The 23,536-nt window shown below is 47.9% G+C and carries 24 protein-coding genes; 13 read left to right on the top strand and 11 right to left on the bottom strand.

Annotated features, from left to right (window positions below):
- Positions 1–2 precede the first annotated feature (2 nt).
- Entirely contained in the window at positions 3–734 is a 732-nt protein-coding gene (locus OEY58_08375) for a transporter substrate-binding domain-containing protein (protein ID MDH5325461.1), read from the bottom strand.
- Between the two features lie 206 nt (positions 735–940).
- On the opposite strand from OEY58_08375, the gene OEY58_08370 reads away from it, so the two are divergent.
- The gene (locus tag OEY58_08370; protein MDH5325460.1) at positions 941–1,342 is read left to right on the top strand and encodes a gamma-glutamylcyclotransferase; all 402 of its coding nucleotides are present in this window, start codon (positions 941–943) and stop codon (positions 1,340–1,342) included.
- A gap of 3 nt (positions 1,343–1,345) precedes the next feature.
- Here OEY58_08370 and OEY58_08365 read toward each other — a convergent pair whose 3' ends face one another.
- Positions 1,346–3,664, bottom strand: a complete 2,319-nt coding sequence (locus OEY58_08365; protein ID MDH5325459.1) for a PAS domain-containing protein — start codon at positions 3,662–3,664, stop codon at positions 1,346–1,348.
- 292 nt (positions 3,665–3,956) lie between these two features.
- On the opposite strand from OEY58_08365, the gene OEY58_08360 reads away from it, so the two are divergent.
- Both OEY58_08360 and OEY58_08355 read left to right on the top strand, forming a co-directional pair.
- Positions 3,957–4,178: an MGMT family protein gene (locus OEY58_08360; protein ID MDH5325458.1), complete on the top strand. Its 222-nt coding sequence runs from the start codon at positions 3,957–3,959 to the stop codon at positions 4,176–4,178.
- Positions 4,179–4,207: 29 nt separating this feature from the next.
- Positions 4,208–4,855 carry a penicillin-insensitive murein endopeptidase gene (locus OEY58_08355; protein MDH5325457.1) on the top strand — a complete coding sequence of 216 codons (648 nt, stop codon included), beginning with the start codon at positions 4,208–4,210 and terminating at the stop codon, positions 4,853–4,855.
- 77 nt (positions 4,856–4,932) lie between these two features.
- Here the strand turns inward: OEY58_08355 and rpoH are convergent, their stop codons facing one another.
- From rpoH to ftsY, 4 genes are all read right to left on the bottom strand, one after another.
- On the bottom strand, positions 4,933–5,787 hold the full coding sequence (rpoH, locus tag OEY58_08350; protein MDH5325456.1) for an RNA polymerase sigma factor RpoH: 855 nt from the start codon (positions 5,785–5,787) through the stop codon (positions 4,933–4,935).
- Between the two features lie 116 nt (positions 5,788–5,903).
- Complete coding sequence (gene ftsX / locus OEY58_08345) at positions 5,904–6,905, bottom strand: permease-like cell division protein FtsX (GenBank protein MDH5325455.1); 1,002 nt, start codon at positions 6,903–6,905, stop codon at positions 5,904–5,906.
- Positions 6,906–6,916: 11 nt separating this feature from the next.
- Positions 6,917–7,600 carry a cell division ATP-binding protein FtsE gene (gene ftsE, locus OEY58_08340; GenBank protein ID MDH5325454.1) on the bottom strand — a complete coding sequence of 228 codons (684 nt, stop codon included), beginning with the start codon at positions 7,598–7,600 and terminating at the stop codon, positions 6,917–6,919.
- Positions 7,601–7,620: 20 nt separating this feature from the next.
- Positions 7,621–8,628 carry a signal recognition particle-docking protein FtsY gene (ftsY, locus tag OEY58_08335; GenBank protein ID MDH5325453.1) on the bottom strand — a complete coding sequence of 336 codons (1,008 nt, stop codon included), beginning with the start codon at positions 8,626–8,628 and terminating at the stop codon, positions 7,621–7,623.
- Positions 8,629–8,939: 311 nt separating this feature from the next.
- Here ftsY and OEY58_08330 point away from each other — a divergent pair, with 311 nt between their 5' ends.
- From OEY58_08330 to dut, 3 genes are read left to right on the top strand one after another with little or no spacing between them, the layout of a single operon-like run.
- Entirely contained in the window at positions 8,940–10,376 is a 1,437-nt protein-coding gene (locus tag OEY58_08330; protein ID MDH5325452.1) for an insulinase family protein, read from the top strand.
- A complete protein-coding gene (locus OEY58_08325; protein ID MDH5325451.1) occupies positions 10,366–11,682 on the top strand; it encodes an insulinase family protein in 1,317 nt (438 codons plus the stop codon). The genes OEY58_08330 and OEY58_08325 overlap by 11 nt, the downstream gene beginning before the upstream one ends.
- Complete coding sequence (gene dut / locus OEY58_08320) at positions 11,679–12,137, top strand: dUTP diphosphatase (protein ID MDH5325450.1); 459 nt, start codon at positions 11,679–11,681, stop codon at positions 12,135–12,137. Before OEY58_08325 ends, dut begins: the two co-directional genes overlap by 4 nt.
- A gap of 46 nt (positions 12,138–12,183) precedes the next feature.
- Here the strand turns inward: dut and OEY58_08315 are convergent, their stop codons facing one another.
- Positions 12,184–12,357 (bottom strand): hypothetical protein, encoded by a 174-nt coding sequence (locus tag OEY58_08315; GenBank protein ID MDH5325449.1) that lies wholly within the window; start codon positions 12,355–12,357, stop codon positions 12,184–12,186.
- A gap of 479 nt (positions 12,358–12,836) precedes the next feature.
- On the opposite strand from OEY58_08315, the gene OEY58_08310 reads away from it, so the two are divergent.
- The 6 genes from OEY58_08310 (at position 12,837) to OEY58_08285 (ending at position 19,557) form a co-directional block, all read left to right on the top strand.
- Positions 12,837–13,499: a response regulator transcription factor gene (locus tag OEY58_08310; protein MDH5325448.1), complete on the top strand. Its 663-nt coding sequence runs from the start codon at positions 12,837–12,839 to the stop codon at positions 13,497–13,499.
- On the top strand, positions 13,496–14,938 hold the full coding sequence (locus tag OEY58_08305; protein ID MDH5325447.1) for an ATP-binding protein: 1,443 nt from the start codon (positions 13,496–13,498) through the stop codon (positions 14,936–14,938). Before OEY58_08310 ends, OEY58_08305 begins: the two co-directional genes overlap by 4 nt.
- A 135-nt stretch (positions 14,939–15,073) precedes the next feature.
- Complete coding sequence (locus OEY58_08300; GenBank protein ID MDH5325446.1) at positions 15,074–16,459, top strand: phosphomannomutase/phosphoglucomutase; 1,386 nt, start codon at positions 15,074–15,076, stop codon at positions 16,457–16,459.
- A 15-nt stretch (positions 16,460–16,474) separates the two neighbouring features.
- Positions 16,475–17,380, top strand: a complete 906-nt coding sequence (argB, locus tag OEY58_08295) for an acetylglutamate kinase (GenBank protein MDH5325445.1) — start codon at positions 16,475–16,477, stop codon at positions 17,378–17,380.
- Between the two features lie 5 nt (positions 17,381–17,385).
- Positions 17,386–18,144: a sulfite exporter TauE/SafE family protein gene (locus OEY58_08290; protein MDH5325444.1), complete on the top strand. Its 759-nt coding sequence runs from the start codon at positions 17,386–17,388 to the stop codon at positions 18,142–18,144.
- Positions 18,145–18,366: 222 nt separating this feature from the next.
- A complete protein-coding gene (locus OEY58_08285; protein ID MDH5325443.1) occupies positions 18,367–19,557 on the top strand; it encodes an ATP-binding protein in 1,191 nt (396 codons plus the stop codon).
- Here OEY58_08285 and pyrE read toward each other — a convergent pair whose 3' ends face one another.
- Positions 19,558–20,226, bottom strand: coding sequence for an orotate phosphoribosyltransferase (gene pyrE, locus OEY58_08280; GenBank protein MDH5325442.1), 669 nt, complete (start codon positions 20,224–20,226; stop codon positions 19,558–19,560).
- A gap of 112 nt (positions 20,227–20,338) precedes the next feature.
- Between pyrE and OEY58_08275 the strand changes: the two genes are divergently transcribed.
- Complete coding sequence (locus OEY58_08275; GenBank protein ID MDH5325441.1) at positions 20,339–21,112, top strand: exodeoxyribonuclease III; 774 nt, start codon at positions 20,339–20,341, stop codon at positions 21,110–21,112.
- Between the two features lie 36 nt (positions 21,113–21,148).
- Here OEY58_08275 and OEY58_08270 read toward each other — a convergent pair whose 3' ends face one another.
- The 3 genes from OEY58_08270 to OEY58_08260 are packed head-to-tail and all read right to left on the bottom strand — an operon-like array spanning position 21,149 to position 23,532.
- A complete protein-coding gene (locus tag OEY58_08270; GenBank protein MDH5325440.1) occupies positions 21,149–21,646 on the bottom strand; it encodes a DUF4426 domain-containing protein in 498 nt (165 codons plus the stop codon).
- Between the two features lie 51 nt (positions 21,647–21,697).
- Positions 21,698–22,309, bottom strand: coding sequence for a methionine biosynthesis protein MetW (gene metW, locus OEY58_08265; GenBank protein MDH5325439.1), 612 nt, complete (start codon positions 22,307–22,309; stop codon positions 21,698–21,700).
- On the bottom strand, positions 22,306–23,532 hold the full coding sequence (locus tag OEY58_08260) for a homoserine O-acetyltransferase (GenBank protein ID MDH5325438.1): 1,227 nt from the start codon (positions 23,530–23,532) through the stop codon (positions 22,306–22,308). Before OEY58_08260 ends, metW begins: the two co-directional genes overlap by 4 nt.
- Positions 23,533–23,536: the final 4 nt, after the last annotated feature.

Raw genomic sequence — 23,536 nt, 5'->3', positions numbered from 1 at the left:
ACTTAAGAAGGGTTAATTTCGTCAATTATGTTTTTTTGATATAGATCCTTATAGGTACCGTCTTGCTTCATTTTTTTTAGCTCCCTGCTCATGAGGGGAATCAGATTTGAATGGCGTTTGTGCATATACATGTACATTTCCCGTGACGCCAAGTATTTGCGCTGTTCATAGGGAAAGTAATTTAAACTTTTCATCAAGTACTTAGCCGGAACGCTTTGGTAAAGGATAACGTCCACTCGCTGATTTTTAAGAAGCTTAAACATTTGCTCCGGACTTTTAACTTTAACCAGGCTCTTATAAGCGGTCACATGTTTATCGTAAATTTTCCATCCGCGTATGTAGGCTATATTGTATGGCTTTAGATCCTCCCAACTTTCTATTTTTATATTGTGATTGTTGGTGTATGCCGTAAATTGCAAATCCATTATTTTCTCCGGCACCAGTAACAAGTTTTTGTTCTTCTTTTCCAAACCTTTGATACGAGCTATCAAGCCATCATCAAACCCTTGCGTCACATTTTTCAGAGAACTGGAAGAGGGTAGATGTACGGTACGCACCTCCCGCTTTAAACGTTTAAAGAGGGCGTGGACCAATTCTGGGTAAAAGCCCTCGTTATCCCCCTTGATCATGGGCGCTGAACTACCCGAGTTGATAATCAGCACTCGAGGTTCTGCTCCCAGATAGGGTGAAAACCATAATAAAAACAATATATTAATAATTAGCAAGTGTTTCATAGTCATTTACCTTACGCTATCCCTTGCAGGAATAGTGCATAATCTGGATCTCAACCTATTGTGTAGCTAACCATGGAGCCGACCACAGGACTAGCGAGCACTCCCTCGTAACATATTGTATTATTGTATAAAAACACGATAAAAAGGTTACTGTGGGTGAATTATTTGTAAAATGTATTTGACAAACTAGATCTTAATAAATATCCATGAATCAACTATTCGTCTACGGCACTTTGCGCCGTTATTTTGGCGGCAAGGTTCAAACACGACTGGCTCAGTGCAGCCAATTTGTTGGTGAAGCCACTATGCAGGGTTTGCTTTACGAAATTGATGGCTACCCTGGCGCAGTGGAGTCCTCCGAGCCCGCGCACTGTGTCTTTGGAGAATTGTACGCCTTGGTCCAACCCAGTACTCTGAGTTGGCTGGACCGGTACGAGGAATGCGGTTGCGAGTTCCCGTATCCGCAGGAATATGAGCGCAAACTCATTGATATCGTTATGTATACCGGCGAGCCCCAAACTGCTTGGGCGTATATTTACCAAAGGAAAACCGGGAATTTGCAACGGATTGAATCCGGGGACTACGTGCGCTTTAAATGTATTCGGTAACTATCAAACCAGCGATTCTATTGTGGACATAAATTCTCTTATATTGATGGGCTTTTTCAAATAACGATCAAAACCTGCCGCCAATCCCCTCTCCACATCCCGATTCATAGCGTTGGCGCTAATTGCAACCACCGGAGTATGTTTTAAATTCTCGTTAGCTTTGATACGCTTAATAACCTCGTAACCATTTAATTGGGGGAGATTGATATCCAATAGAATTAAATCCGGTTTATACAACTCTGCCATTTCCAACCCAAGGGATCCGGAATGCGCCGAAATCAGTTTGTGCGGCGTACCGCTCAGTATTTTATTCACCAAGCGCAAATTAGCCGGGTTATCTTCCACGTATAAAATGGTTTTGCAATCTACATCCACTTCAGTATCGTCAATAGTGAGATTCTTCAGTAGCGTTGTTGTTCGATTATTCTGCGACAATACGTCTCCTAAGTGGATATCCACCCAAAACGTACTACCAACCCCTGGCTCGCTTATGTAACCGATGTTTCCCCCCATAATTTCTATGAGCTGTTTGCTGATCACTAATCCAATTCCACTGCCCTCTACATCGGAACTTTCTGCGCCTAATCGCTCAAATGAGATAAATAGTTTATCCTGCAAATCTATTTCGACTCCGTGACCGGTGTCGCTGATAAGAATGCGGATTTCATTGTCGGGTAGTGGCTTGACGTCCAATGTCACTCGACCGCCCACTTTGTTGTATTTTACCGCATTGGATAGCAAGTTAATCATGACCTGCTTAAAACGGGTATAGTCCGCCCAAATTATAAACGGGGCGTTTGAACTGATATTGTCGACTATGGAAATTTCGCGCTTATGGGCTAAAGGTGAGATAAGCGTAAAACAATCTTCAATAACTTGATTGAGACTGAGATTTTCCATGGATATGGGCATTCTACCCGATTCGATTTTGGACAAATCCAAAACGTCGTTAATTAACTCCAGCAAGTGGTTACCGGCTTTTACAATTTCATTAATACTTTGCAAATCATCTTCGTTCTTGGCCGTCATCATTAGGACTTGCGAAAATCCCAGAATCGCGTTCATGGGAGTTCTAAGTTCATGACTCATGCGCGACAAAAATTCCGATTTACTTCGGTTTCCTTCTTCTGCCAATACTTTTGCTGACTCCAACTCTTGCTCGACTTTCTTGCGCGAAGTGATATCAGCCCAATACCCAATAATCTCTATGGGGTTACCTTCACTATCTCTGATTAAGCGCAATTGGTCATGAACCCAGATATACCCACCATTAGCCGCTTTGAAACGGTATTCATGCGTGTGTTTTCCGTGTTCGAACAGCGCCCCTAAATTGGCCAGCAATGCATCTTTATCATCCGGATGAATATTAGACATCCAAAATAAAGGATCATCAGTAAACTGGGTTGGCCGATATCCAAATTGATCCCAGACATTTTCACTGACAAATGTCGCTGCGAAATCGCCATGGGCGTTGCAAGTGTAAATGACCGCCGGGCTGTTGCTAAGCAGGTCGAGCATTCGCCTCTCACTGTTCTTCAGTGCTTGAGAACGTTCTTTTACCAATTCCTCTAAGGAATCTCTATGCCGTTCTAACTCAACTTCTGCTTCTTTTAAAAAAGTTATGTCTTGAGCTACCGCATAAACACAATCCGATTCAGCATCCGCAACGGCGTTCCAATGCAGCCAAACATAGCGATCATCTGAATTTCGGTAACGGTTCACAAAATTGATGCAGGCACCGGAACCGTTGGCCAAATCAGCCGCTTGCTCTACAGTTAGCCCTCTATCATCCGGATGGACAAAACTTAGATAGGGCTGCGCTTTGAGTTCTTCGTCCGTGAAACCCAGAGTCTTGCTCCAACCGGGTGAAAGCTCCAGGAAATAGCCACTGTTGGATGCTTTACACATCATATGGCTGGACAAAGTGAAATATTTTTCCCTATCCTGTAGCGCATCACGCTGTGTCGTGATGTCTCGCATGATTAATACAAAATAATCCACTTCATTCTGGGAATCCAGTACCGGCTCTATTAACCAATCCCAATACGTAGCTCCATTGTGGTGCTCTGATAAGAACTCAACAGGGTAGCCTTTGGCTCGATATGGGGTTTTCTCGGCAAGAACCTTATGAAATATCGCCTCGGAATCTTTCGCCACAAATTCGAAATGGTTTTTGCCCGAAAGGAACCCTATTGGTTTTCCTAAGGTGTTGGCGTAAGCGTCATTAACACGAATATAGTTAAAGGCTTTATCCAGCAGCGCATAACAGGTGAAAGAATGTTTAAACAACAGATCAATCAATCGATGTTCATTAGCTGTCACCCGCGTGACCCTTTTGGTTAGTTGTTCTGAAAAGGCACACCATGCTATCACTTTGAATTGACAGTACCAATAATCATGATTGTAAAATTTATGTATGTAAAATAAGTTGCAGTCTGCAAATAGACAAAATGTCGACGCTTGCGGAGGGTTCGGATTGGCCCTACACTGCGAACATTCAGGTGTGATCTATGAAAAACTCTATCGAATTCAACCAAGTTTGATGTGAACCGGTCAAGCACATACCGGAAGGGTAAGCACCTACAAGGAGTTCGCAAAAGCTTTACAATCCAAAGTGTGGCGATCCGTCGTTAGGGCAATGGCAAAAAACCCAAGACTCATTGAGGTCCCCTGTCATCGCGTAGTGCTGGTAGCGTGGGTGGCTATGCCTTGGGTTCGCACAAAAAACACAGTTATTGCAACAAGAAGGGGTGGAGATTGCCAAAGGGAAAGTTACGGATGCGGACAAGTTTTTGTTCCGCTTCTAACCGTCAATCCGCATTGGCCTTCAGGTTAACCACGCTCTTCTTAGGGTTGGCTTTATCAATGGCACCGCTGACATCACCAGCCAAGGAGAGCGTTTGTTATGGCAGTACCCTAAAGGGGCGTTTGAAAAACGGAGTAAAACTCCCGGAGCAGGGCGACAATTTCGTTTCCTATGGCCGGTTACCGGAGCTCGCCGGCAGAACTTATGTGCATAGCCGGGTACGCGACATCGTGGTACAAGCGTATTACCACCTGAGTAAAAGCCATCCAAACACGGTTTTTAAATACGCGGAAACCGGTTTCAAAAATGGGGGTCCGTTTAAACCGCACAAAACCCATCAGAACGGACTTTCCATTGATTTTATGGTGCCTGTTGTGAATGCCCAGGGTCAATCCACCCTATTTCCTACAACACCTTTTAACCGTTACGGTTACGACGTGGAATTTAATCGAAAAGGACAGTTTCAGGGCTACCGTATAGACTTTGAGGCTTTGGGTGCCCACATTGTCGCATTGCATCAGGCTGCCAGAAATCAAGGCATGGATTTGTGGCGCGTCCTGTTTGCTCCGGAGTTGCAAGAATTTATATATAAAACCCAACACGGAAACTACATTAGAAAACATGTACTAATCCCCAAGAAAAAATCTTGGGTGCGCCACGATGAACATTATCATGTGGATTTTAAGCTGCCTTGCAAACCCTTATAGGACGGTTCTACAACCACAAAAAAAAGGCTGCACTTGCCAGCATAGTGCAGCCTTTTGGTTTGTCTCTACGACAGAGTTTATGCCGTTAACACTGCTTTGATTTTTTTCATAGCGTTGTTTTCCAGCTGTCTGATGCGTTCGGCAGACACATTGTATTGCGCAGCCAACTCATGCAGGGTGGATTTTTTCTCGGACAGCCAACGCTTGTGTAAAATGTCTCGGCTTCTGTCATCCAATGATTCCAATGCCGATGTCAGCTGCTGTGAGTTATGTTCTGCCGTGTTGGCTTGTTCCAATTGCATGCTGGGCTCATGCCGCAGGTCCTGCAAATAGCCCGAGGGAGCGGGAGAGTAGTCATCGTCATCGCTGCCATCACTATAGCCGTCAAAGGACGTATCCTGACCGCTCATGCGTTTTTCCATCTCGAGTACGGTTTTAGGCTCTACATTCAGATCCTTGGCAACCGCTTCCACTTCCTCCTGGCTGAACCAGCCCAGGCGCTTTTTGCTTTTTCGTAGATTGAAAAACAATTTTCGCTGAGCCTTTGTGGTGGCCAGCTTAACGATACGCCAATTACGTAAAATGTACTCATGGATTTCGGCTCGAATCCAATGTACCGCGAAAGAAACCAAGCGTACATTCATGCTGGGATCAAAGCGCTTCACGGCCTTCATCAAACCGATATTGCCTTCTTGAATCAAATCCGCCTGAGGCAGTCCATAGCCGCTGTAACCACGCGCCACGTGAACCACAAACCGTAGATGAGACAATACCAATTGCCGCGCTGAATGCAAATCGCCGGCTTCCCGCAGTTCGGTAGCCAGTTGAGATTCCTTCTCCGCACTGAGCATAGGAATTTGGTTGACCGCCTGGATATAAGTCTCCAAACTGCCTGTCGGATTGACCAAATCCACGGTTAAACTAGTGTTCATTGTCGTCACGTCTCCTTAAGGATTCATAAGGGTTTTCTAATGTATATTCTAGCACTCTATGGGTGAGAGTGCCAAAATTTCAAGAAGTTCACACAATATTCACAACCACTAATTTATCATTTAGGTTCAATGGCTTGCAAGTGTCGTCCTACGGCGAGCCAGGCTCCCCCCAGACCCAGAAATACACCGGTCGCGATTATGAGCAAACTCTCACGAAAATCGACACCACCCACCGTAAACGTACTGTTGTACAAAAACGCCAAGTGATCCAGCGGTCCCTTCAACAGCGCCAAAAACACCACCACCAGGAACCAAGCCAATATCGCACCAAATAGACCATACCACAGCCCGGTATACAAAAAAGGTCTGCGAATGAAGCGATTCGTGGCACCGATCAGCTTAGTTACCACAATTTCCTGGCGCCGGTTGTAAATGGTCAGCCGAATGGTATTACCAATCACTAACAGCACCCCCACCCCCAACAATGAGGCCAACAACAACACCGCTCGTTCACCGGCTTGAATCATGGCACTCAAACGCTTGACCCACTGCATATCCAGTTGCGCCTCTTCCACCGCACTGTGTTGCTGCAATTTGGACACCAGCAAATCCAGCTGGACCGGTTGATTATATTCCAGTGTGGGTTTAACAATAAGCACCGCCGGCAAAGGATTCTGCTGTAATAACTCCAAGGCGTCCCCGAACCCGGACTGCTGTTTAAACTCTTCCAGCGCCTGCTGCGGTGACACGTAGTGAATACTTTCCACGCCATCCCAGCGCTGCAACGCACCCTTCAGTTGCTTGGCCATGGCGTCGCTGATGCCCTGTTTCAAGTACAAACTGATTTGCGCCGCGTTTTGCCATTGGCCGGATAGCTGCTGCACATTTGACAGAAGAATGTGTAAGCCAAAGGGTAGAGCCAACGAAATGGCAATGACAGCGGATGTCATCAGGGTAGAGAGGGGGGTTCGCCATAGCTGCCCCAAGGAGGAAACTGCCACCCACAGGTGGTGTGAACAATAGACATTCAGTGTGGAACGGTGACGCACCCGCGAAGGTGCGTCTTTTGCCAATTCCTTAACTTTGGGATTGCGCAATCGGTTGGCCGGTTTTCTCATGCTGGCAACCATTATTGCCTTAGCAATTCCTGGGTGGGGCCATCGGCCACCAAAGCTCCACCTTTGAGAGCGATCAAACGATGGTTGAGCCGTGAGATTAACTCCAGGTCGTGGGTTGCAATGAGTACCGTCACCCCCACTTGGTTGAACTGCTCGAATAAGCTCATGATTTCCCTGGACAACTCCGGATCCAAGTTACCTGTCGGCTCATCAGCCAGCAGCACGGGCGGACGGTTAACTACCGCTCTGGCAATACCGACACGTTGCTGCTCCCCGCCGGATAAGGTTTCCGGATACATGCGCTCTTTCCCCAATAGTCCGACCTTATCCAAAGCGGCCCGAACTCGGCGCCCGGTTTCACTGTGATGCTCCCCCGCGATCACCAAAGGCAGGGCTACATTATCAAATACGGTTCTGTCGTCCAATAAATTATGGTTCTGAAACACCATACCGATTTTCCGGCGCATATATGGAATCTGTCGCTTGCTCACCCGTGACAGGTTTTTTCCGTCCAACACCACCTCACCCTGTGTCGTCCGTTCGATCAAAGCAATGAGTTTGAGTAAGCTGCTTTTTCCCGCACCTGAATGACCCGTCAGAAAAGCCATTTCACCTTTTTGTAAATGGCAGCTCACATTGACCAGCGCTTCCTGGCCTCCGGGGTACCGCTTGTGCACATTAACAAACTTGATCATAACCGGGCGAAATAGGGACCTTAATCTCTAGACAATAAGGCATCCACAAATTCCTCTGCCTCGAAAGGACGTAAATCTTCCACCGTCTCGCCAATACCGATGAACCGGATGGGCAAACCCAGTTGCTTGGCAATGGCAAAAATCACCCCCCCTTTGGCGGTCCCATCCAGCTTGGTCAAGGTAATGCCACTTACTGATACAGCATCATGAAATTGTTTTGCCTGGACGATGGCGTTTTGGCCGATACCCGCATCCAGTACCAACATTACTTCATGGGGGGCACCGGGATCCAATTTCCCCAGAACGCGGCGCACTTTTTTCAATTCTTCCATTAAATTGGATTGTGTGTGGAGCCGTCCTGCTGTGTCGGCTATTAAAACATCAATACCGCGAGCTTTGGCGGATTCCAGGGCATCAAATATCACTGAGGCCGAATCGGCACCTGTGTGCTGTGCCACTACAGGAATGTCGTTGCGCTTGCCCCATTCCTGCAATTGTTCCACCGCAGCAGCACGAAATGTGTCACCGGCCGCCAATAGCACCGAATGACCCTGATCTCTTAGCCGTCGCGCCAATTTACCGATTGTGGTGGTTTTTCCTGCGCCATTCACCCCTACCATTAATATGACAAATGGGGAATGACTGGGATCGATCTGTAGTGGAGCGCTGCTATTGTGTAAAATCTTGAGCATATCTTCACGCAGTGCAGCAAACAACCCGGTTTGATCCGCCAATTGCTTACGCTCTACCCGTTGGGTTAAGTCCTGTACAATACTCTGTGTGGCTTCTACACCCACATCCGCACTGAGCAATTGCATCTCGATCTCTTCCAGTATGTCGCTATCTATGCTTTTTTGGCCCAATAATAAATTGGCCATGCCATCGGTGAGGTTGGAACGGGTTCTTTGCAGGCCGCTGCGCAGCCGCCCCACCAAACCTGCGGATGTTTTTTCGACATCCGTTTGCTCGGCACTGGAACTTTTTTGTGCATTTTCTCCGGAAGATTTACCTTTTTTGAAACCAAACATAATGAATAACGGTCATAGTGTTAACAAAACAGGCTATGAAGCCTCTCTCGGCCTGTCGCTTTCGGCGTCACGCCCGTCGCGACCATCGCCCATCCGTGGGCACAATCTGTGGCCTTCGAGGCATTATGCCATCCCGGCAAGAGCCTGTTTACTTTATACGGAAATCCAGGATTGTGGTCAAAACCCCGGTGCGGATTATTAATATTTTCTTATTATGCTTTCTTTATCTGTTGGTTTCACTACAATCTTATAAAAATAATAATGGAGCTATTTTCGGTCTTTAGCAACAATCACTTAGAAGAGAGTCAGGAATGAATAGACGTCTACAGGCGCTTAGCGGCGCGGCATTGGCTTTTATTGTGGCGGGCTGCGTTTCTACACCTACGCAACAGACACAAAGCCAACCACAAGCCCAGGCAGCAACAACAAACTATAGGCCCGGAGATGTGGTGGAATTCAAACTGGATAATGGACTTAAGATTCTGGTAAAGCCGGACCATCGTGCCCCGGTGGTGGTATCCCAGGTTTGGTACAAAGCCGGAAGCAGCTATGAGACCAATGGGAGCACCGGTGTCGCCCACGTTTTAGAACACATGATGTTCAAAGGAACCGACAAACTGGGTCCTAACGAGTTCTCTAAGATCATTTCCGCCAATGGTGGCCGCGAAAATGCGTTTACCGGCCAGGATTACACCGCCTATTTCCAACAACTGGAAAAAAGCCGCTTAAAAATCAGCTTTGAACTGGAAGCCGACCGGATGCAAAACCTTAATCTGTCCGCCGAAGAATTTGGTAAAGAAATTAAAGTAGTCATGGAAGAACGGCGCATGCGAACGGAAGACAACCCGCAAAGCCTTACCTATGAACAATTCAACGCCACCGCATTTATGACCAGTCCATACCACCACCCGGTCATCGGCTGGATGGATGATTTACAAAACATGGAAGTGGCTGACGCCCAACTGTGGTACAACAACTGGTACGCACCCAATAACGCCACAGTGGTGGTAGTGGGTGATGTGGAGCCACAAGAGGTGCTGCAATTAGCGCAAAAATACTTCGGTCCGGTCAAGCCCAGAGCTGTACCCAAATTAAAACAACAAGTCGAGGCCGAACAAAAAGGCCAACGTCGCGTCACCGTCAAAGCTCCGGCTCAATTACCCTATTTGTTAATGGGATTCAAGGTCCCCGTGGTGAAAACCAGCCAAAGCGAGTGGGAACCCTATGCCCTGGAAATGCTGGCCTACGTACTGGATGGCAGCAACAGCGCCCGGTTTGCCAAGCATCTGGTGCGCGGATCGGAAGTCGCTGCCGGAGTCAGCGCCGGTTATGATCTGTACAGCCGCATGGGGGATTTGTTCACCATTTCCGGCATGCCGGCACAAGGCAAAGATGTGGCCACGCTGGAAAAAGCCATTATGGAGCAAATCGACAAACTGAAAACAGAACCGGTTACTGCAGAAGAACTGCAACGCATCAAAACCCAGGTGGTCGCATCCAAGGTCTATGAAAAAGACTCTGTTTTCTACCAGGCCATGCAAATCGGCACCTTGGAAACAGTCGGTCTGGACTGGCGTCTTATGGACCAGTATACCGACCGGTTTCGTGCGGTCACTGCGGAACAAGTACAGCAAGTGGCAAAGAAATATTTAATCGATCAATATCTGACGGTTGCCATCTTGGATCCCCAGCCAATAGATAACACAAAAATGCCACGCCACAGCATGGGAGGCCGTCATGGGCGCTAGTTTAAAAAATGGTTTATTTGTTTGTATGCTGACCGGGTTGGTCGCGCCTGTCTTTGCCACCCCTAATATTCAGCATTGGACCAGCGAAAGCGGTGCTCAAGTGTACTTTGTCGCCTCTCCGGAATTGCCTATTGTGGATCTTCAGGTTGTCTTTGATGCAGGCAGCGCCCGCGAATCGGGCAAAAGTGCGACTGCATTAATGACAAACGGTATGTTGAGTGAAGGCGCCGGAAAACTCAGTGCTCAGCAAATCTCAGAGCGGTTCGACTCTTTAGGGGCTCAATTCGGCAACAGTTCTCACCGGGACATGTCGGTATTCAGTTTGCGCTCCCTGTCTGAAGCCCAAACTCTGCAACCGGCCTTGGAGCTGTTCAATACCATATTGACCCAACCCAGCTTTCCCAAGAAAGCTTTTAACCGGGAGAAAAACCGCCTGCTATTGTCCATAGACCAGCGTAAACAATCGCCGGGTGATATAGCCGATGAAGCCTTTTTTAAAGCGCTCTATGCCGATCACCCTTATGCAACCCTGCCCGAGGGGGATGCGAAAAGTGCCGCCGGCCTGACTATTAAGGATTTAATACAGTTTTACCAACAGTACTATGTTGCTAAGAACGCCGTGATTGCGATTGTCGGTAACCTGGACCGTGACGGAGCAGAACAAACCGTAGCCACTGTGTTAAAAGGCCTGGCCTCAGGAGCAAAAGCATCACCCTTAGCCGATGTGGCAATGCTAAAAAAAGGAGAGGAGTTGTTCCTGCAACACCCATCCTCACAAACCCATATCATCATGGGCAGCCCCGGCATGAAGCGTGGGGATCAGGATTATTTTTCACTATACGTAGGCAATCACATCCTGGGAGGCAACGGTCTGGTGTCACGCCTGAGCAATGAAATTCGGGAAAAACGCGGACTGTCTTACAGCACCTACAGTTACTTTAGCCCCATGCGCAAAGAAGGCCCTTTTGTTATGGGACTACAAACCCGCAATGATTCTGCCGAGGCGGCTTTAAAGGTGTTAAAAGATGAGCTGAAAAAATTTATCAGCCAAGGCCCCAGCGCCGAAGAGCTCCAGGCCTCCAAAAACAATATTACCGGTGGATTCCCTTTAAACCTGTCCAGCAATAAGAAGATTCTCGGTTATATTGCCATGATTGGCTTTTACGAATTGCCCTTGGATTATTTGGATAAATTCAATGCGGCGGTGAATGCGGTTACGGTTGAAAGCATCAAAGACGCCTTTGCGCGCCGCATTAAACCGGATAATATGGTCACGGTTTTAGTGGGGGACAAAGGAAAACAATAATGCAAAAAATACAACTACAAATACTGGACCCGCGTATTGGCAAGGACATCCCTTTGCCGGAATATGCCACTTCGGGCTCCGCAGGTATGGATCTGCGTGCATGCCTGGATGAGGCATTGGAAATTAAACCGGGGGATACGCATTTAATACCCACCGGGATTGCTATTCATATCGGCGAAGCCGGTCTGGCTGCGGTATTGTTACCACGGTCCGGCCTGGGGCACAAACATGGGATTGTTTTAGGAAATCTGACCGGCCTGATTGACTCGGACTATCAGGGTCAATTGTTTGTCTCTTGCTGGAACCGCGGCAAAGAACCCTTTACTGTCAACCCAGGTGAACGCATTGCGCAAATGGTTTTTGTACCCGTGGTACAAGCGCAATTTGATATTGTGGATTCCTTTGATGAGAGCCATCGTGGTGCCGGAGGTTTCGGCCATACTGGAAAACACTAACGGGTAAACTGAAACAGGAAATTCGAAAGCCAATCGGCAGCTTGGTTTACAGGCTGCCGACTTCCTCCACTCGGCGTAATTCCCAGAAGTTGTAATGCCGCTGGTCTCCGTCGTTCATTTCCACTTCTACACGAATACGCAACCAACCGTCATGAAATATTTTTCGGATTTTGCCCTCTTCTCGGGTAGCAATATCCACAACGTTATCCCCTTCCTTCATAAAATCTCACTCCAGAAAAACTGAAACACGAGAAGGCCCCCAAGGATCAGGGTTTTACCAATGGAACCCCCTTGGAATTCGGTTCCTGAAATCAGTATATAGAATAATATTGGCCGTTTCATCCGGTTAATGGGCTACAGGCCACATTTTGAAAAATATCTCACCCGCATTAACGCTAGTAATCAATGAGTTGCATAATTTAAGCGTATCTTAACGCCGCAGTAAGATTGGTTTCAGCTTATCAGGCTTTAATGACAAGCGAGGAGTTACACAAACCCAGGGGGTAAAGGGCGTGTGACAAATTTGATCGTGATCAAAGTAACGGAAGATTTTGCGCTATTACCCGGCTAAATACACCAAACTCGGGAGAGCAGGAAGTTGCACGGTCAGGACTTTACAACCAGAATTATCGTAGGGGTGGGGAAAACCATGCGCTAAGTCATTTTATCTTATTAAAAAAGATGATGGGGGACATTTCGATGCGACTACTACTTGTTGAGGATAACGCCAGCGTTGGAAAAGGCGTCTATACCGGTTTGAACCAGGCCGGCTATGCTGTAGATTGGGTCAAAGACGGTGAAACGGCATATTCTGCTTTGATGGCAGAACAATACGATGTCGCTATTTTGGATTTGGGTTTACCCGGACGATCGGGAATCGATCTATTGAGCGACATCCGTAGCCGCGACAACAAAGTTCCGGTTCTTATCTTGACTGCCCGCGATACGGTCAATGATCGAGTCATCGGTTTGGACAGCGGTGCCGATGACTACATGATAAAACCGTTCGACATTGACGAACTCAATGCGCGCATAAGAGCCTTGCTGCGACGCAGCCACGACCGGGCCACGCCGGTTTTAGTAAGCGGCAATCTGTCGCTGGACCCTGCCTCTCATACTGTACGCAAGGGGGGCGAGATCGTCGAATTAACACCCAGGGCTTTTGATATTTTGCAAACATTGATGGAAAACCAAGGCCGGGTAATGTCGCGCTCGCGTCTGGAAGATAGCCTGTATTCCTGGAAAGACGAGATCGAAAGCAATGCGGTTGAAGTCCACATTCACCAAATACGTAAAAAACTGGGCAACGATCTCATCCGCACCATACGCGGTGTAGGCTACATTATGGATACACGCCAATGACACTGTCTATCAAAAAGCGCTTATTGGTAAGCCTGCTGTCACTGATGGCCGTGGCATGTTCACTCACTTTGGTTAAAAACTATTTTGACACACAGTATGAAATCGAGGAGTTGTTCGACGCGCAACTGGCTCAGGCCGCCAGGGTTTTGTTGGAGCTCAGTGCCCACGAATTACACGAACAATTGGCATTTTCGGCAAGAAGAGATGGCGAAGACTCCGAAATTTCCGAACCCATAGCGGTACAAGTACACAAATACCAACAGGAAATCGATTTTCAAATTTGGGTCAACAACAATTTGCTCGCGGTACGCACGGAAAACGCGCCTCGGCAACGTTTTACCCAACTGGACAACCAGTTTGAAGACAAGATTCTGGGCAACCAACCCTGGCGTGTCTACTCCGTCTCGAATGAATCAAATACAATCCGAGTACAGGTGGGGCAGCACTATGATGAGCGCCATGTACTGGCAAACAATATCTCTACTCGCCTGATCGCATCCTTCAGCTTGATGCTGCCTTTATTGGCGCTGCTCATTACTTTCAGTGTAGATCGAGCTATGATACCGCTTAACAATATCGCTAAAGATCTTAAGCAACGCCATTATGACAACTTTGAGCCTATCAGTCTCAAAAAAATACCGGCCGAAGCCCAACCCATGATTCAGGCGATTAATACATTGTTTAACCGACTCCAAGTCGCTTTCGGTAATATCATCCAGTTTACGGCCAATGCCGCACACGAACTGCGTACGCCTTTGGCCGCACTGAAAGTTCACGCGCAAAATGCCAAACGTGCCCAATGCGAACAAACCCGCAATGAGGCTTTGGATGAGGTCGTTGAAGGTGTGGACAAAGCCACTTCCCTGGTGGAACAACTCTTAACCCTATCTCGTCTGGACCCGGAAACTCAGATCAAGAAATCGGAAACTACCAATCTGCACAAGGTCGTGGAGGAACAATTGGCCAATTTGGCTCCCCTGGCCCTGAAGAAGGATATTGAGCTCAGTCTGTATAACGAGCTACAGATCGAAGGCAGTCAAATACAGGGCAGGGAAGGTCTAATCAAAATTTTGGTCACTAATTTGGTACAAAACGCGATACGTTACACCCCGCGCAACGGCTGTGTGGATGTTCAAATCGACAGTCATTTCGGTCATACCATGCTACGAGTTTCTGACAGCGGCCCAGGTATCGCTCCGGTAGAGCGGGAGCAGGTATTCAAAAGATTCTACCGCATCCGCGGCTCCACAGAGCAAGGCACCGGCTTGGGTTTATCCATGGTCAAACGCATTGTGGAACTACACAACGTTCAAATTGTGCTGGACAAATCGATCTATGGCGGTCTGCAAGTGGATGTACTGTTCAACAACGCCACGCCCAAGCTGGTCCATATTCGTGACGCTCACAAACCTTCACCCCAATTGGTTACGCCGGCGTAGACAAAGTCTGCGCCGTTTTCCCCAATCATCCCGCACGATAGCTTTGCCTGCTGCTTGAGTTTTAAGTTTCGTCCGGTGCATGGTTTGCGCTATCATTAACGCAGATTCGATCCCAACAAAAATACAGGAACCGGCATGACCCAGGCACCCATCGATCCCAATATTTTCAAGGCTTATGATATCCGCGGCATTGTGGACCAATCCCTTACCGAAACAGCGATTTACCAAATTGGTCTGGCATTTGGCAGCGAAGCCCAGGATCGACACGAAAATCACATTTATGTTGCCCGGGACGGGCGATTATCCGGACCACGCTTGCTCAAGTCGTTTACGCAGGGCCTATTGGACAGCGGCTGCAATGTCACAGACGTGGGTATGGTACCCACACCGGTGCTCTACTATGCCGCCTATGAAATTGGCAGCGGTTCCGGTGTCATGCTCACCGGAAGCCACAATCCGCCCGACTACAATGGTTTGAAAATGGTTATCGGTGGCGTGACCCTTTCCGGCGAAGCCATCCAGGAACTGAAACAACGTATCGAAACACAAAACTTCAGACACGGCGAGGGGGAATTTCAGACTCGCAACGTGGAATCCGAGTACATTCAGCGCATCGTTCAGGACGTCAAACTGTCTCGCCCCATGAAAGTGATTGTGGATTGCGGCAATGGTGTCGCCGGCGCAATAGCGCCGGATTTGTTAAAAGAACTGGGCTGTAGCATCACCGAGTTGTTTTGCGAGGTGGATGGCCACTTCCCCAACCACCACCCCGACCCCAGCCAACCGGAAAACCTGGAAGACTTGATACAGGCTCTGCAACAGGAAAAAGCCGACATCGGCCTGGCATTTGATGGTGACGGTGACCGTCTTGGTGTGGTAACTCCGCAGGGGGAAGTCATCTGGGCCGATCGGCAAATGATGCTATATGCCCAAGACATTTTGTCCCGCAATCCGGGCAGCCAAATCATCTTTGATATTAAATGCACCACCCATTTGAGCAAAATCATACGCCAAGCCGGTGGTGAACCCGTGATGTGGAAAACCGGTCACTCCTTCATAAAAGCCAAGCTGAAGGAAACCGGAGCGTTACTGGCCGGTGAAATGAGCGGTCATATTTTTTTCAAAGAGCGTTGGTATGGTTTCGACGATGCTTTGTATACCGCAGCGCGCTTACTGGAAATCCTTTCACAAGACTCGCGCCCGGCCGGAGAAATTTTTGCTGAACTGCCCGATTCGGTAAACACACCGGAGTTAAAATTGGATTTACCTGAAGGAGAGCATTTTAATCTGATTCAAAGAATGGTCCAAAATGCACACTTCGAAGACGCGAAAATAACCGATATTGACGGTATTCGTGCCGACTTCAGTGATGGCTTTGGATTGGCACGCGCCTCCAACACCACGCCTTGCATTGTGTTCCGTTTTGAAGCCGAAACCGAAGCGGGTCTGGAAAGAATAAAAGCGCAGTTCCGCGATTTGGTCTCGTCACAGGCCGCCGTTCCCGTTGAACTTCCGTTTTAAATAGTAGGTAAGTAGATGGCACTAAATCCAGAACAGGCAATGAAAACCGCAAGGGTGCTGGCAGAAGCCTTACCGTATATCCAACGCTTCGCCGGTAAAACCATTGTGATTAAATACGGCGGTAACGCCATGGTGGATGAAGCCCTGAAGCAAGGTTTTGCCCGAGATATTGTGCTTATGAAAACGGTGGGCATCAATCCCGTGGTAGTACACGGTGGTGGGCCACAAATCGGCAAACACCTGGAAAAAATCGGAAAAAAAACCGAATTTATCCAAGGCATGCGGGTCACCGACAGCGAAACAATGGATATTGTGGAGATGGTGCTGGGCGGACTGGTGAACAAGGAAATCGTCAGTTCCATCAACCGCTGCGGAGGCAATGCCGTGGGCCTGACAGGCAAGGACGGTGATTTGATTCATGCCACCAAGCTCACCTTTACCAAGAACGCACCGGAAATGACCGTTCCGGAAATTATCGATATCGGACATGTGGGGGAGGTGGCCAGCATTGATCCGTCCATCATCCACATGCTCACCAGCGGTAATTTTATTCCCGTTATTGCCCCGGTTGGTGTGGGCGAGGACGGCCAGTCCTATAATATTAATGCCGATCTGGTAGCCGGCAAATTGGCCGAGGTACTCCAGGCTGAAAAACTCATGTTACTCACTAACACAGCCGGGCTATTGGATAAAGATGGCAAATTGCTCACCGGACTGACCACTGCTAAAGTGAACGAGCTCATCGCCGACGGCACCATACATGGCGGCATGCTCCCCAAAATCGCCTGCGCGCTGGATGCAGTACGCTCCGGTGTTACTTCGGCCCATATCATTGACGGCAGAGTGGAGCATGCGGTGATTCTGGAAATTTTTACCGACGAAGGGGTAGGCACCTTAATCAAATCCGGCAATAAAGCCTAGTTAAATTGTATTTTGAACAACTCATACTGTTTGTTATTTCTCTGGTAGCCAATCTGTTTTCGGCTTTTGCCGGCGGGGGAGCCGGATTGATACAATTCCCGGTGCTGATCTTTCTGGGCCTGCCATTCAGTATCGCTTTGGCCACCCACAAAATAGCCAGCGTGGCCTTGGGCGTAGGCGCCACTCTTCGCAATCTTAAAACCCATCATTTACACCGCAAACAAGTACTCACCATTGTCGGTTTTGGGGTACCGGGTGTCATAGTGGGCGCCAACATTATTCTCGCAGTACCGGATCGAGAAGCCGAAATCTCACTGGGCATACTCACCATTGGTCTGGGTTTGTATTCCCTATTTAACCCCGACCTGGGCATGAACAAGCGCGACATCAAGGATACTTTTTGGCATAGAGCCGGCGGCGGAATGGTTATTTTTGTCATAGGTGCTCTCAACGGTTCATTGACCTCAGGTACCGGTTTATTTGTAACTTTATGGCTGGTACGCCACTACGGTATGGACTACAAGCTGGCTGTGGCCTACACACTGGTATTAGTGGGCTTATTTTGGAACGGCACCGGAGCCATCACCTTAACACTGCTGACTACTGTGCAGTGGTCATGGCTACCCGCGCTTTTATTAGGATCACTATTGGGCGGTTATATCGGTGCCCATTTAGCCATTGTAAAAGGTAACCGCTGGATCAAACGCAGCTACGAGACTATCACTCTCATCCTGGGTTTAAAACTCATTTTTGGAAATCTTTGAAAAATCTTATTTAACTTTCACTGTCAATCACTATTACGTAAGAACTGTGTACTACACTGTGAAATACCAACCTGACGGGACTCTCTAAAGCATCGCTCAATATATGTATCGCTTGTATCACTGAAATAATGTTTTGAAACCAGTGTTTCAACACACAATCAGGTTATTGCTGTATCGCCTAAACCCTGTTTCATAACCGGCGCGCAAATATACGAGGAACACATGCCAAGGAACTCTAAAGACGATACATTACTTTCGGTAATTTTGGACTCTATAGAAGAAGGTGTGTTGGTGGTTGACACAGAAAATAATGTATCCCACTTTAACGCCCGTTTTGTTCATATGTGGAATATTCCCGAAACCGTTATTAACGCCAGAGATGATCAAAAAACGCTGATGTTCGTATTGGATCAGTTGAGAGATCCTCAAAGCTTTCAGGAAAAAGTACGTAAACTTTATGGTAGTAACCGAGTGGAAAGGGACAATATTCATTTCAAAGATGGCCGGGTTTTTGATCGCTACACTCGTCCGCTTTCCTTTAACCGCAACCTCGGCCGCTTATGGGCATTCCGCGATATTACCAATAAGGTACGTGCAGACCGGGAGTTAAACCGCTATAAACGCAACCTCGAGGATATTATTGTAGAGCGCACCCAGGAGTTGGTTCGGGCACGAGATGATGCTATTCGAGCCACCAAAGTAAAATCCGACTTCCTGGCCAGTATGTCCCACGAAATACGTACCCCCTTAAATTCCATTATGGGATTTACCTCCATGCTCATTGAGGGTTACTCCGGCCCTATAACGGACAAGCAACGCTCACAATTGGAACTGATGAATTCCAGCTCCAATCAACTATTGAACCTGGTCAATAATCTGTTGGACTTGGCCAAGATGGAAGCCGGGAAGATGGAAATCATACGCGAGGATTTTTCTCTGTATCCCGTGTTAAAAGAGTTACAGCACTTGTTTGAACCCCAGTTCAAAGCCAAAGGCATTCAATTGAATTTAAATGTGGATCGTGGTATCGGCACGCTGACAACAGACCGTACCAAAATACGTCAAATACTTATCAACTTGTTGGGAAATGCCATCAAGTTTACCGACCAGGGTTATGTCACCCTGCATTGCGAGCGCAAGCAACAAGGCGTGTTTCTGCAAGTAGAAGACACAGGTCAGGGTATGGACAATAAATTACTACAAGTGATTTTTCAAAAATACGAGCAAGGTAAGTCAGCACCGCAACAAGGTACAGGCTTGGGACTGGCTATCAGTAAACACTATGCAGAGCTTATGGGGGGTAGCTTAACCGTAACCAGCGCTCCGGGACAGGGTAGTATTTTCACGCTTTATTGTCCCACGACGAAAGCTGCTGCTAACACAGCGAACGCGCTGGCATCCGAGCACAGCTAGTTAATAAGCACCAGGCATAAGCCCGGCCTGGCAGCCATAAGTCTTGCGGTACTCCTGAATCTTGCTGAGCATGTTTTCCATCCCGGTTTGTTGTTGCAAGTATTCGATGAGATTTTCCAATTGAATAATACTGGCAACACTAAGACCGTAATCTCGTTCCACTTCCTGTATGGCGGATGTTTCACTCTTGCCTCTTTCTTGACGATCCAGTGCGATGACCACGCCGGCCGGTACGGCTCCTGCCGCTTGAATAATGTCTACCGATTCGCGTACCGAGGTGCCTGCCGATATCACATCGTCGATAATAAGTACTTTTCCCTGCAGAGGAGCCCCCACGATAGACCCTCCTTCACCATGATCCTTGGCCTCTTTGCGGTTGAAGGCGTATGGCACATCTTTGTTGTATTGCCCGGCCAAAGCGACCACGGTGGCTGCGGCTAAGGGAATACCTTTATACGCAGGCCCGTAAATCATATCGTATTGCAGAGCGGAATTTTCTATAGCCTGGGCGTAATATTGTCCCAGTGCCGCCAGACTGGCACCGCTGTTAAACAAACCACTGTTAAAAAAATAGGGGCTGATTCGCCCGGATTTCAGGGTAAACTCACCGAAACGCAGTACTTCGATGTTGAGCGCAAACTGAATAAATTCCTGTTGGTAGGGTTTCATGATTTTTCCGCGTGCAAATTAATGTATTATAGGCGACCAGTGCTTGCTAACTTTAACACAAATAACCCCTAACACAATTAACCCCTAACACATTTAAGAGTCACGAAGGCTTATGAAAATAGTTTCTGTCAATGTTAATGGAATTCGCGCAGCGCATCGCAAAGGTTTTTTCCAATGGCTTGAAAGAGAAAAACCCGATATTGTCTGCATTCAGGAAACCAAGGCGCAAGAGCACCAGTTACACCCCGAAGATTATTATCCAAAAGATTATCACTGTTATTACTTTGACGCACAAAAAAAAGGTTATAGCGGCGTTGCCATATACAGTCGGGAAAAGCCCAAGAAAGTGACTTGCGGATTGGGGCAGGGATGGGAAGACATGGATGCCGAAGGGCGCTATATACAAGCCGATTTTGACAAATTCAGCGTTATTTCCTTGTACCTGCCGTCAGGCTCCAGCAGCGAGGAGCGGCAGCAAATTAAATTCGATTTTCTTGATCGTTTTGTCCCTCACCTCCAATCACTGCGTCGCAAAAAACGCGAGTTCGTTATTTGTGGCGACTGGAACATCGCTCATAAAAAAGTCGATATTAAGAACTGGCGCGGCAATCAGAAAAATTCCGGATTCCTGCCGGAAGAACGGGAGTGGATGGATCAATTGTTTGGTAAGTTGGGTTATGTCGATGGCTTTCGTGTCGCTAACCAAGAAGAAGACCAATACACTTGGTGGTCCAATCGCGGCCAGGCCTGGGCCAAGAATGTTGGCTGGCGCATCGACTACCAAGTGATTACCCCCGGGCTGAAGGACAAAGTCAAATCGACCCACATCTATAAGGATGAGCGCTTTTCCGACCACGCCCCCCTAATATTGAACTATCAGATATAGACTCTCCCGTGCCGACCAAGCTCAGGGCGAGGATTCTTATTTGGTGTAGAACTGCTGTCGAAACTTAACCACCAGGGGTTTTTCAAATTCTTTAGCCGTGGCCGTTAAGGTAAAGTCCAGGATTTCCTCGTGAGCCACATGAAATTCGCTGATGTAATATACTGCAGCCCCTTCGTCGACTTCCCGAATATTGATATTTTTCAGTTGTCCGGTGAGATTAGTGGCTTCGACCTTTACGTTGGCCTTTACCGGAGTACCTACCGGCGTTAAGGCTTTCTTTTGAATAGAAATGGACAATATCGCTCGGTTTTTACTGCGCACGATTTTATACATCTTGGCCATATTGGGTTGCAGTAAATCCGAGGTGAAAGCGCTGTAGTGAATGGTGTAATCACCAAACGTTTGCGATGTACCGGCTGTTGCCGGAGCACACAGCAGCAAAGCCAGTATTGCCGTCAATACCAGAGTGTTGCAACGTGTACGACTGTAAACTCTTATGAAACAGTCAGAAATGGGTTTAGTCAGTCTAGTCACATTTAATCTCCAGGTTTTCTCATATGACCTTTAACGATTTTAAAGCCGATGTCAAGCGGTGGCGGTGGCAATTTTGTTACGCGAAGCCAAACGGTAAATGGCAATTTCACCAAACCAGTTAGGAAACAACCGCTTCCCCGCCTGGTGAGTGTAGTCCACAAAGGCTCGTTGCGTCACCTGGATACCATGGTCACGGCACGCTGTTTCAAAATCCTTCACCGTACATAGGTGTATATTTGGCGATTCATACCAAGTGTGTGGCAAGGCTCGCGATAGAGGCATGGTGCCGGAAAAAATGAGTTTGAGACGAAACTGCCAAAACGCCAAATTGGGAAAGGTCACGATAACCTGCTTGCCAACACGCAGCATTTCATTAAGCAAATTTAAAGGTTTTTTTACGGCTTGTAAGGTGTGAGTCATAATCACATAGTCGAACGAGTCGTTATCAAAATCCCCCAAACCTTCGTTTAAATCCCATTGAATCACGTTTAAACCGGCGCTGAGACACTGAGTACAGTTTTCCGGATCAATCTCCAGCCCATAGCCGCTGACCTGCCGCTGCTGTTGCAAATGTGTCAGCAGCATCCCGTTGCCACACCCCAGGTCCAGTACTCGGCTTCCGGGATCGATCCAGTGACTGATAAGCTTTAAATCCGGCCTCATGGCTTGCATGTGCAGTCCTCCCCATGCTTCCGGGCTTGTCTATTCCCCCGCTCCACAGCGCTATCCACCGTACCACTTGTTGCTGCAGCATTGCCCATCATTTTCATATAGGCGGAAAAAGCCTTTAAATACGGTTCAATCGGCATTAAAAAGGCGTCATGACCGTGGTGCGCCTCCACCTCGATATAGCTCACCGGCTTAGCGGCATCCAACAAGGATTTGACTATTTCGCGGGAACGCTTCGGGGAAAAACGCCAGTCACTGGTAAAGGAAATCACAAAAAAGCGAGCGCGGCTGTGCTGTAGGGCGGCAGATAATTTGTCATTGAATTGGCTTGCCGGATCAAAATAATCCAAGGCTTTGGTCATGAGTAAATAGGTATTGGCATCGAAACGATCAGCAAATGCTTGCCCCTGGTAACGCAGGTAGCTTTCCACTTCAAACTCCACATCGAAGTTATAGTTTAATTTACCACTACGCAATTCCCGGCCAAACTTGGAACCAAACGCATCGTCAGACAAATAGGTGATATGTCCCAGCATACGCGCCAGCATCAAGCCACGACGAGGCACCACACCATAATCGTAGAAACGACCTTGATGAAACTCCGGGTCTGTAGTAATCGCCTGCCGGGCCACTTCATTGAAAGCAATGTTTTGGGCAGATAATTTGGGAGCCGCGGCGATAATAATGCAATGATGTAAGCGCTCGGGAAAATCAATACTCCACTGCAAGGCCTGCATACCCCCCAGACTGCCGCCAATAACAGCCAACCAGGTTTCAATCCCGAGATAGCGCCCTAAACGTGCCTGGCTGTGGACCCAATCTTTTACCGTCACAATGGGAAAATCCGGCCCGTAGGCTGTTCCCGTCTCAGGATTCAGGGTAGAAGGCCCGGTGGATCCGCGACACCCCCCCAGGTTATTGGCGCACACCACAAAAAAGCGATTGGTATCAATAGGTTTGCCTGGGCCGATACAAACCTCCCACCAACCGGGCTTGCGGTCTTCCAGGCTATGGTAGCCGGCGGCATGATGATCACTGCTTAAAGCGTGGCAAATTAAAACGGCGTTGGTCTTTTCCGTATTGAGTGTGCCATAGGTTTCAAAGACAAGATCGTAACTTTCCAGAACAACACCGCTCTCCAGCTCAATGGGGTCGTGAAAAGAAGCCGTTTGGGGGATCACCAGACCCACGGAGTCCGGTGCAAATGTTTGTGGCACAGTA

The sequence above is a fragment of the Gammaproteobacteria bacterium genome (genome assembly GCA_029882975.1).
GTDB lineage: Bacteria > Pseudomonadota > Gammaproteobacteria > SZUA-152 > SZUA-152 > JAJDNG01.
Note: the sequence above shows the minus strand (reverse complement) of the source record. Positions and strands in the feature narration are given on the sequence as shown.

Bases quoted from the DNA above. Each gene is read 5' to 3' on its own strand.
- OEY58_08275 (MDH5325441.1), top strand. From the start codon at position 20,339: ATGAAAATAGTTTCTGTCAATGTTAATGGAATTCGCGCAGCGCATCGC.
- argB (MDH5325445.1), top strand. From the start codon at position 16,475: ATGGCACTAAATCCAGAACAGGCAATGAAAACCGCAAGGGTGCTGGCA.
- metW (MDH5325439.1), bottom strand. From the start codon at position 22,309: ATGAGGCCGGATTTAAAGCTTATCAGTCACTGGATCGATCCCGGAAGC.
- ftsE (MDH5325454.1), bottom strand. From the start codon at position 7,600: ATGATCAAGTTTGTTAATGTGCACAAGCGGTACCCCGGAGGCCAGGAA.
- OEY58_08300 (MDH5325446.1), top strand. From the start codon at position 15,074: ATGACCCAGGCACCCATCGATCCCAATATTTTCAAGGCTTATGATATC.
- OEY58_08375 (MDH5325461.1), bottom strand. From the start codon at position 734: ATGAAACACTTGCTAATTATTAATATATTGTTTTTATTATGGTTTTCA.
- ftsY (MDH5325453.1), bottom strand. From the start codon at position 8,628: ATGTTTGGTTTCAAAAAAGGTAAATCTTCCGGAGAAAATGCACAAAAA.
- OEY58_08355 (MDH5325457.1), top strand. From the start codon at position 4,208: ATGGCACCGCTGACATCACCAGCCAAGGAGAGCGTTTGTTATGGCAGT.
- ftsX (MDH5325455.1), bottom strand. From the start codon at position 6,905: ATGAGAAAACCGGCCAACCGATTGCGCAATCCCAAAGTTAAGGAATTG.
- pyrE (MDH5325442.1), bottom strand. From the start codon at position 20,226: ATGAAACCCTACCAACAGGAATTTATTCAGTTTGCGCTCAACATCGAA.
- OEY58_08305 (MDH5325447.1), top strand. From the start codon at position 13,496: ATGACACTGTCTATCAAAAAGCGCTTATTGGTAAGCCTGCTGTCACTG.
- rpoH (MDH5325456.1), bottom strand. From the start codon at position 5,787: ATGAACACTAGTTTAACCGTGGATTTGGTCAATCCGACAGGCAGTTTG.
- OEY58_08310 (MDH5325448.1), top strand. From the start codon at position 12,837: ATGCGACTACTACTTGTTGAGGATAACGCCAGCGTTGGAAAAGGCGTC.
- OEY58_08370 (MDH5325460.1), top strand. From the start codon at position 941: ATGAATCAACTATTCGTCTACGGCACTTTGCGCCGTTATTTTGGCGGC.
- OEY58_08285 (MDH5325443.1), top strand. From the start codon at position 18,367: ATGCCAAGGAACTCTAAAGACGATACATTACTTTCGGTAATTTTGGAC.
- OEY58_08330 (MDH5325452.1), top strand. From the start codon at position 8,940: ATGAATAGACGTCTACAGGCGCTTAGCGGCGCGGCATTGGCTTTTATT.
- OEY58_08315 (MDH5325449.1), bottom strand. From the start codon at position 12,357: ATGAAGGAAGGGGATAACGTTGTGGATATTGCTACCCGAGAAGAGGGC.
- OEY58_08325 (MDH5325451.1), top strand. From the start codon at position 10,366: ATGGGCGCTAGTTTAAAAAATGGTTTATTTGTTTGTATGCTGACCGGG.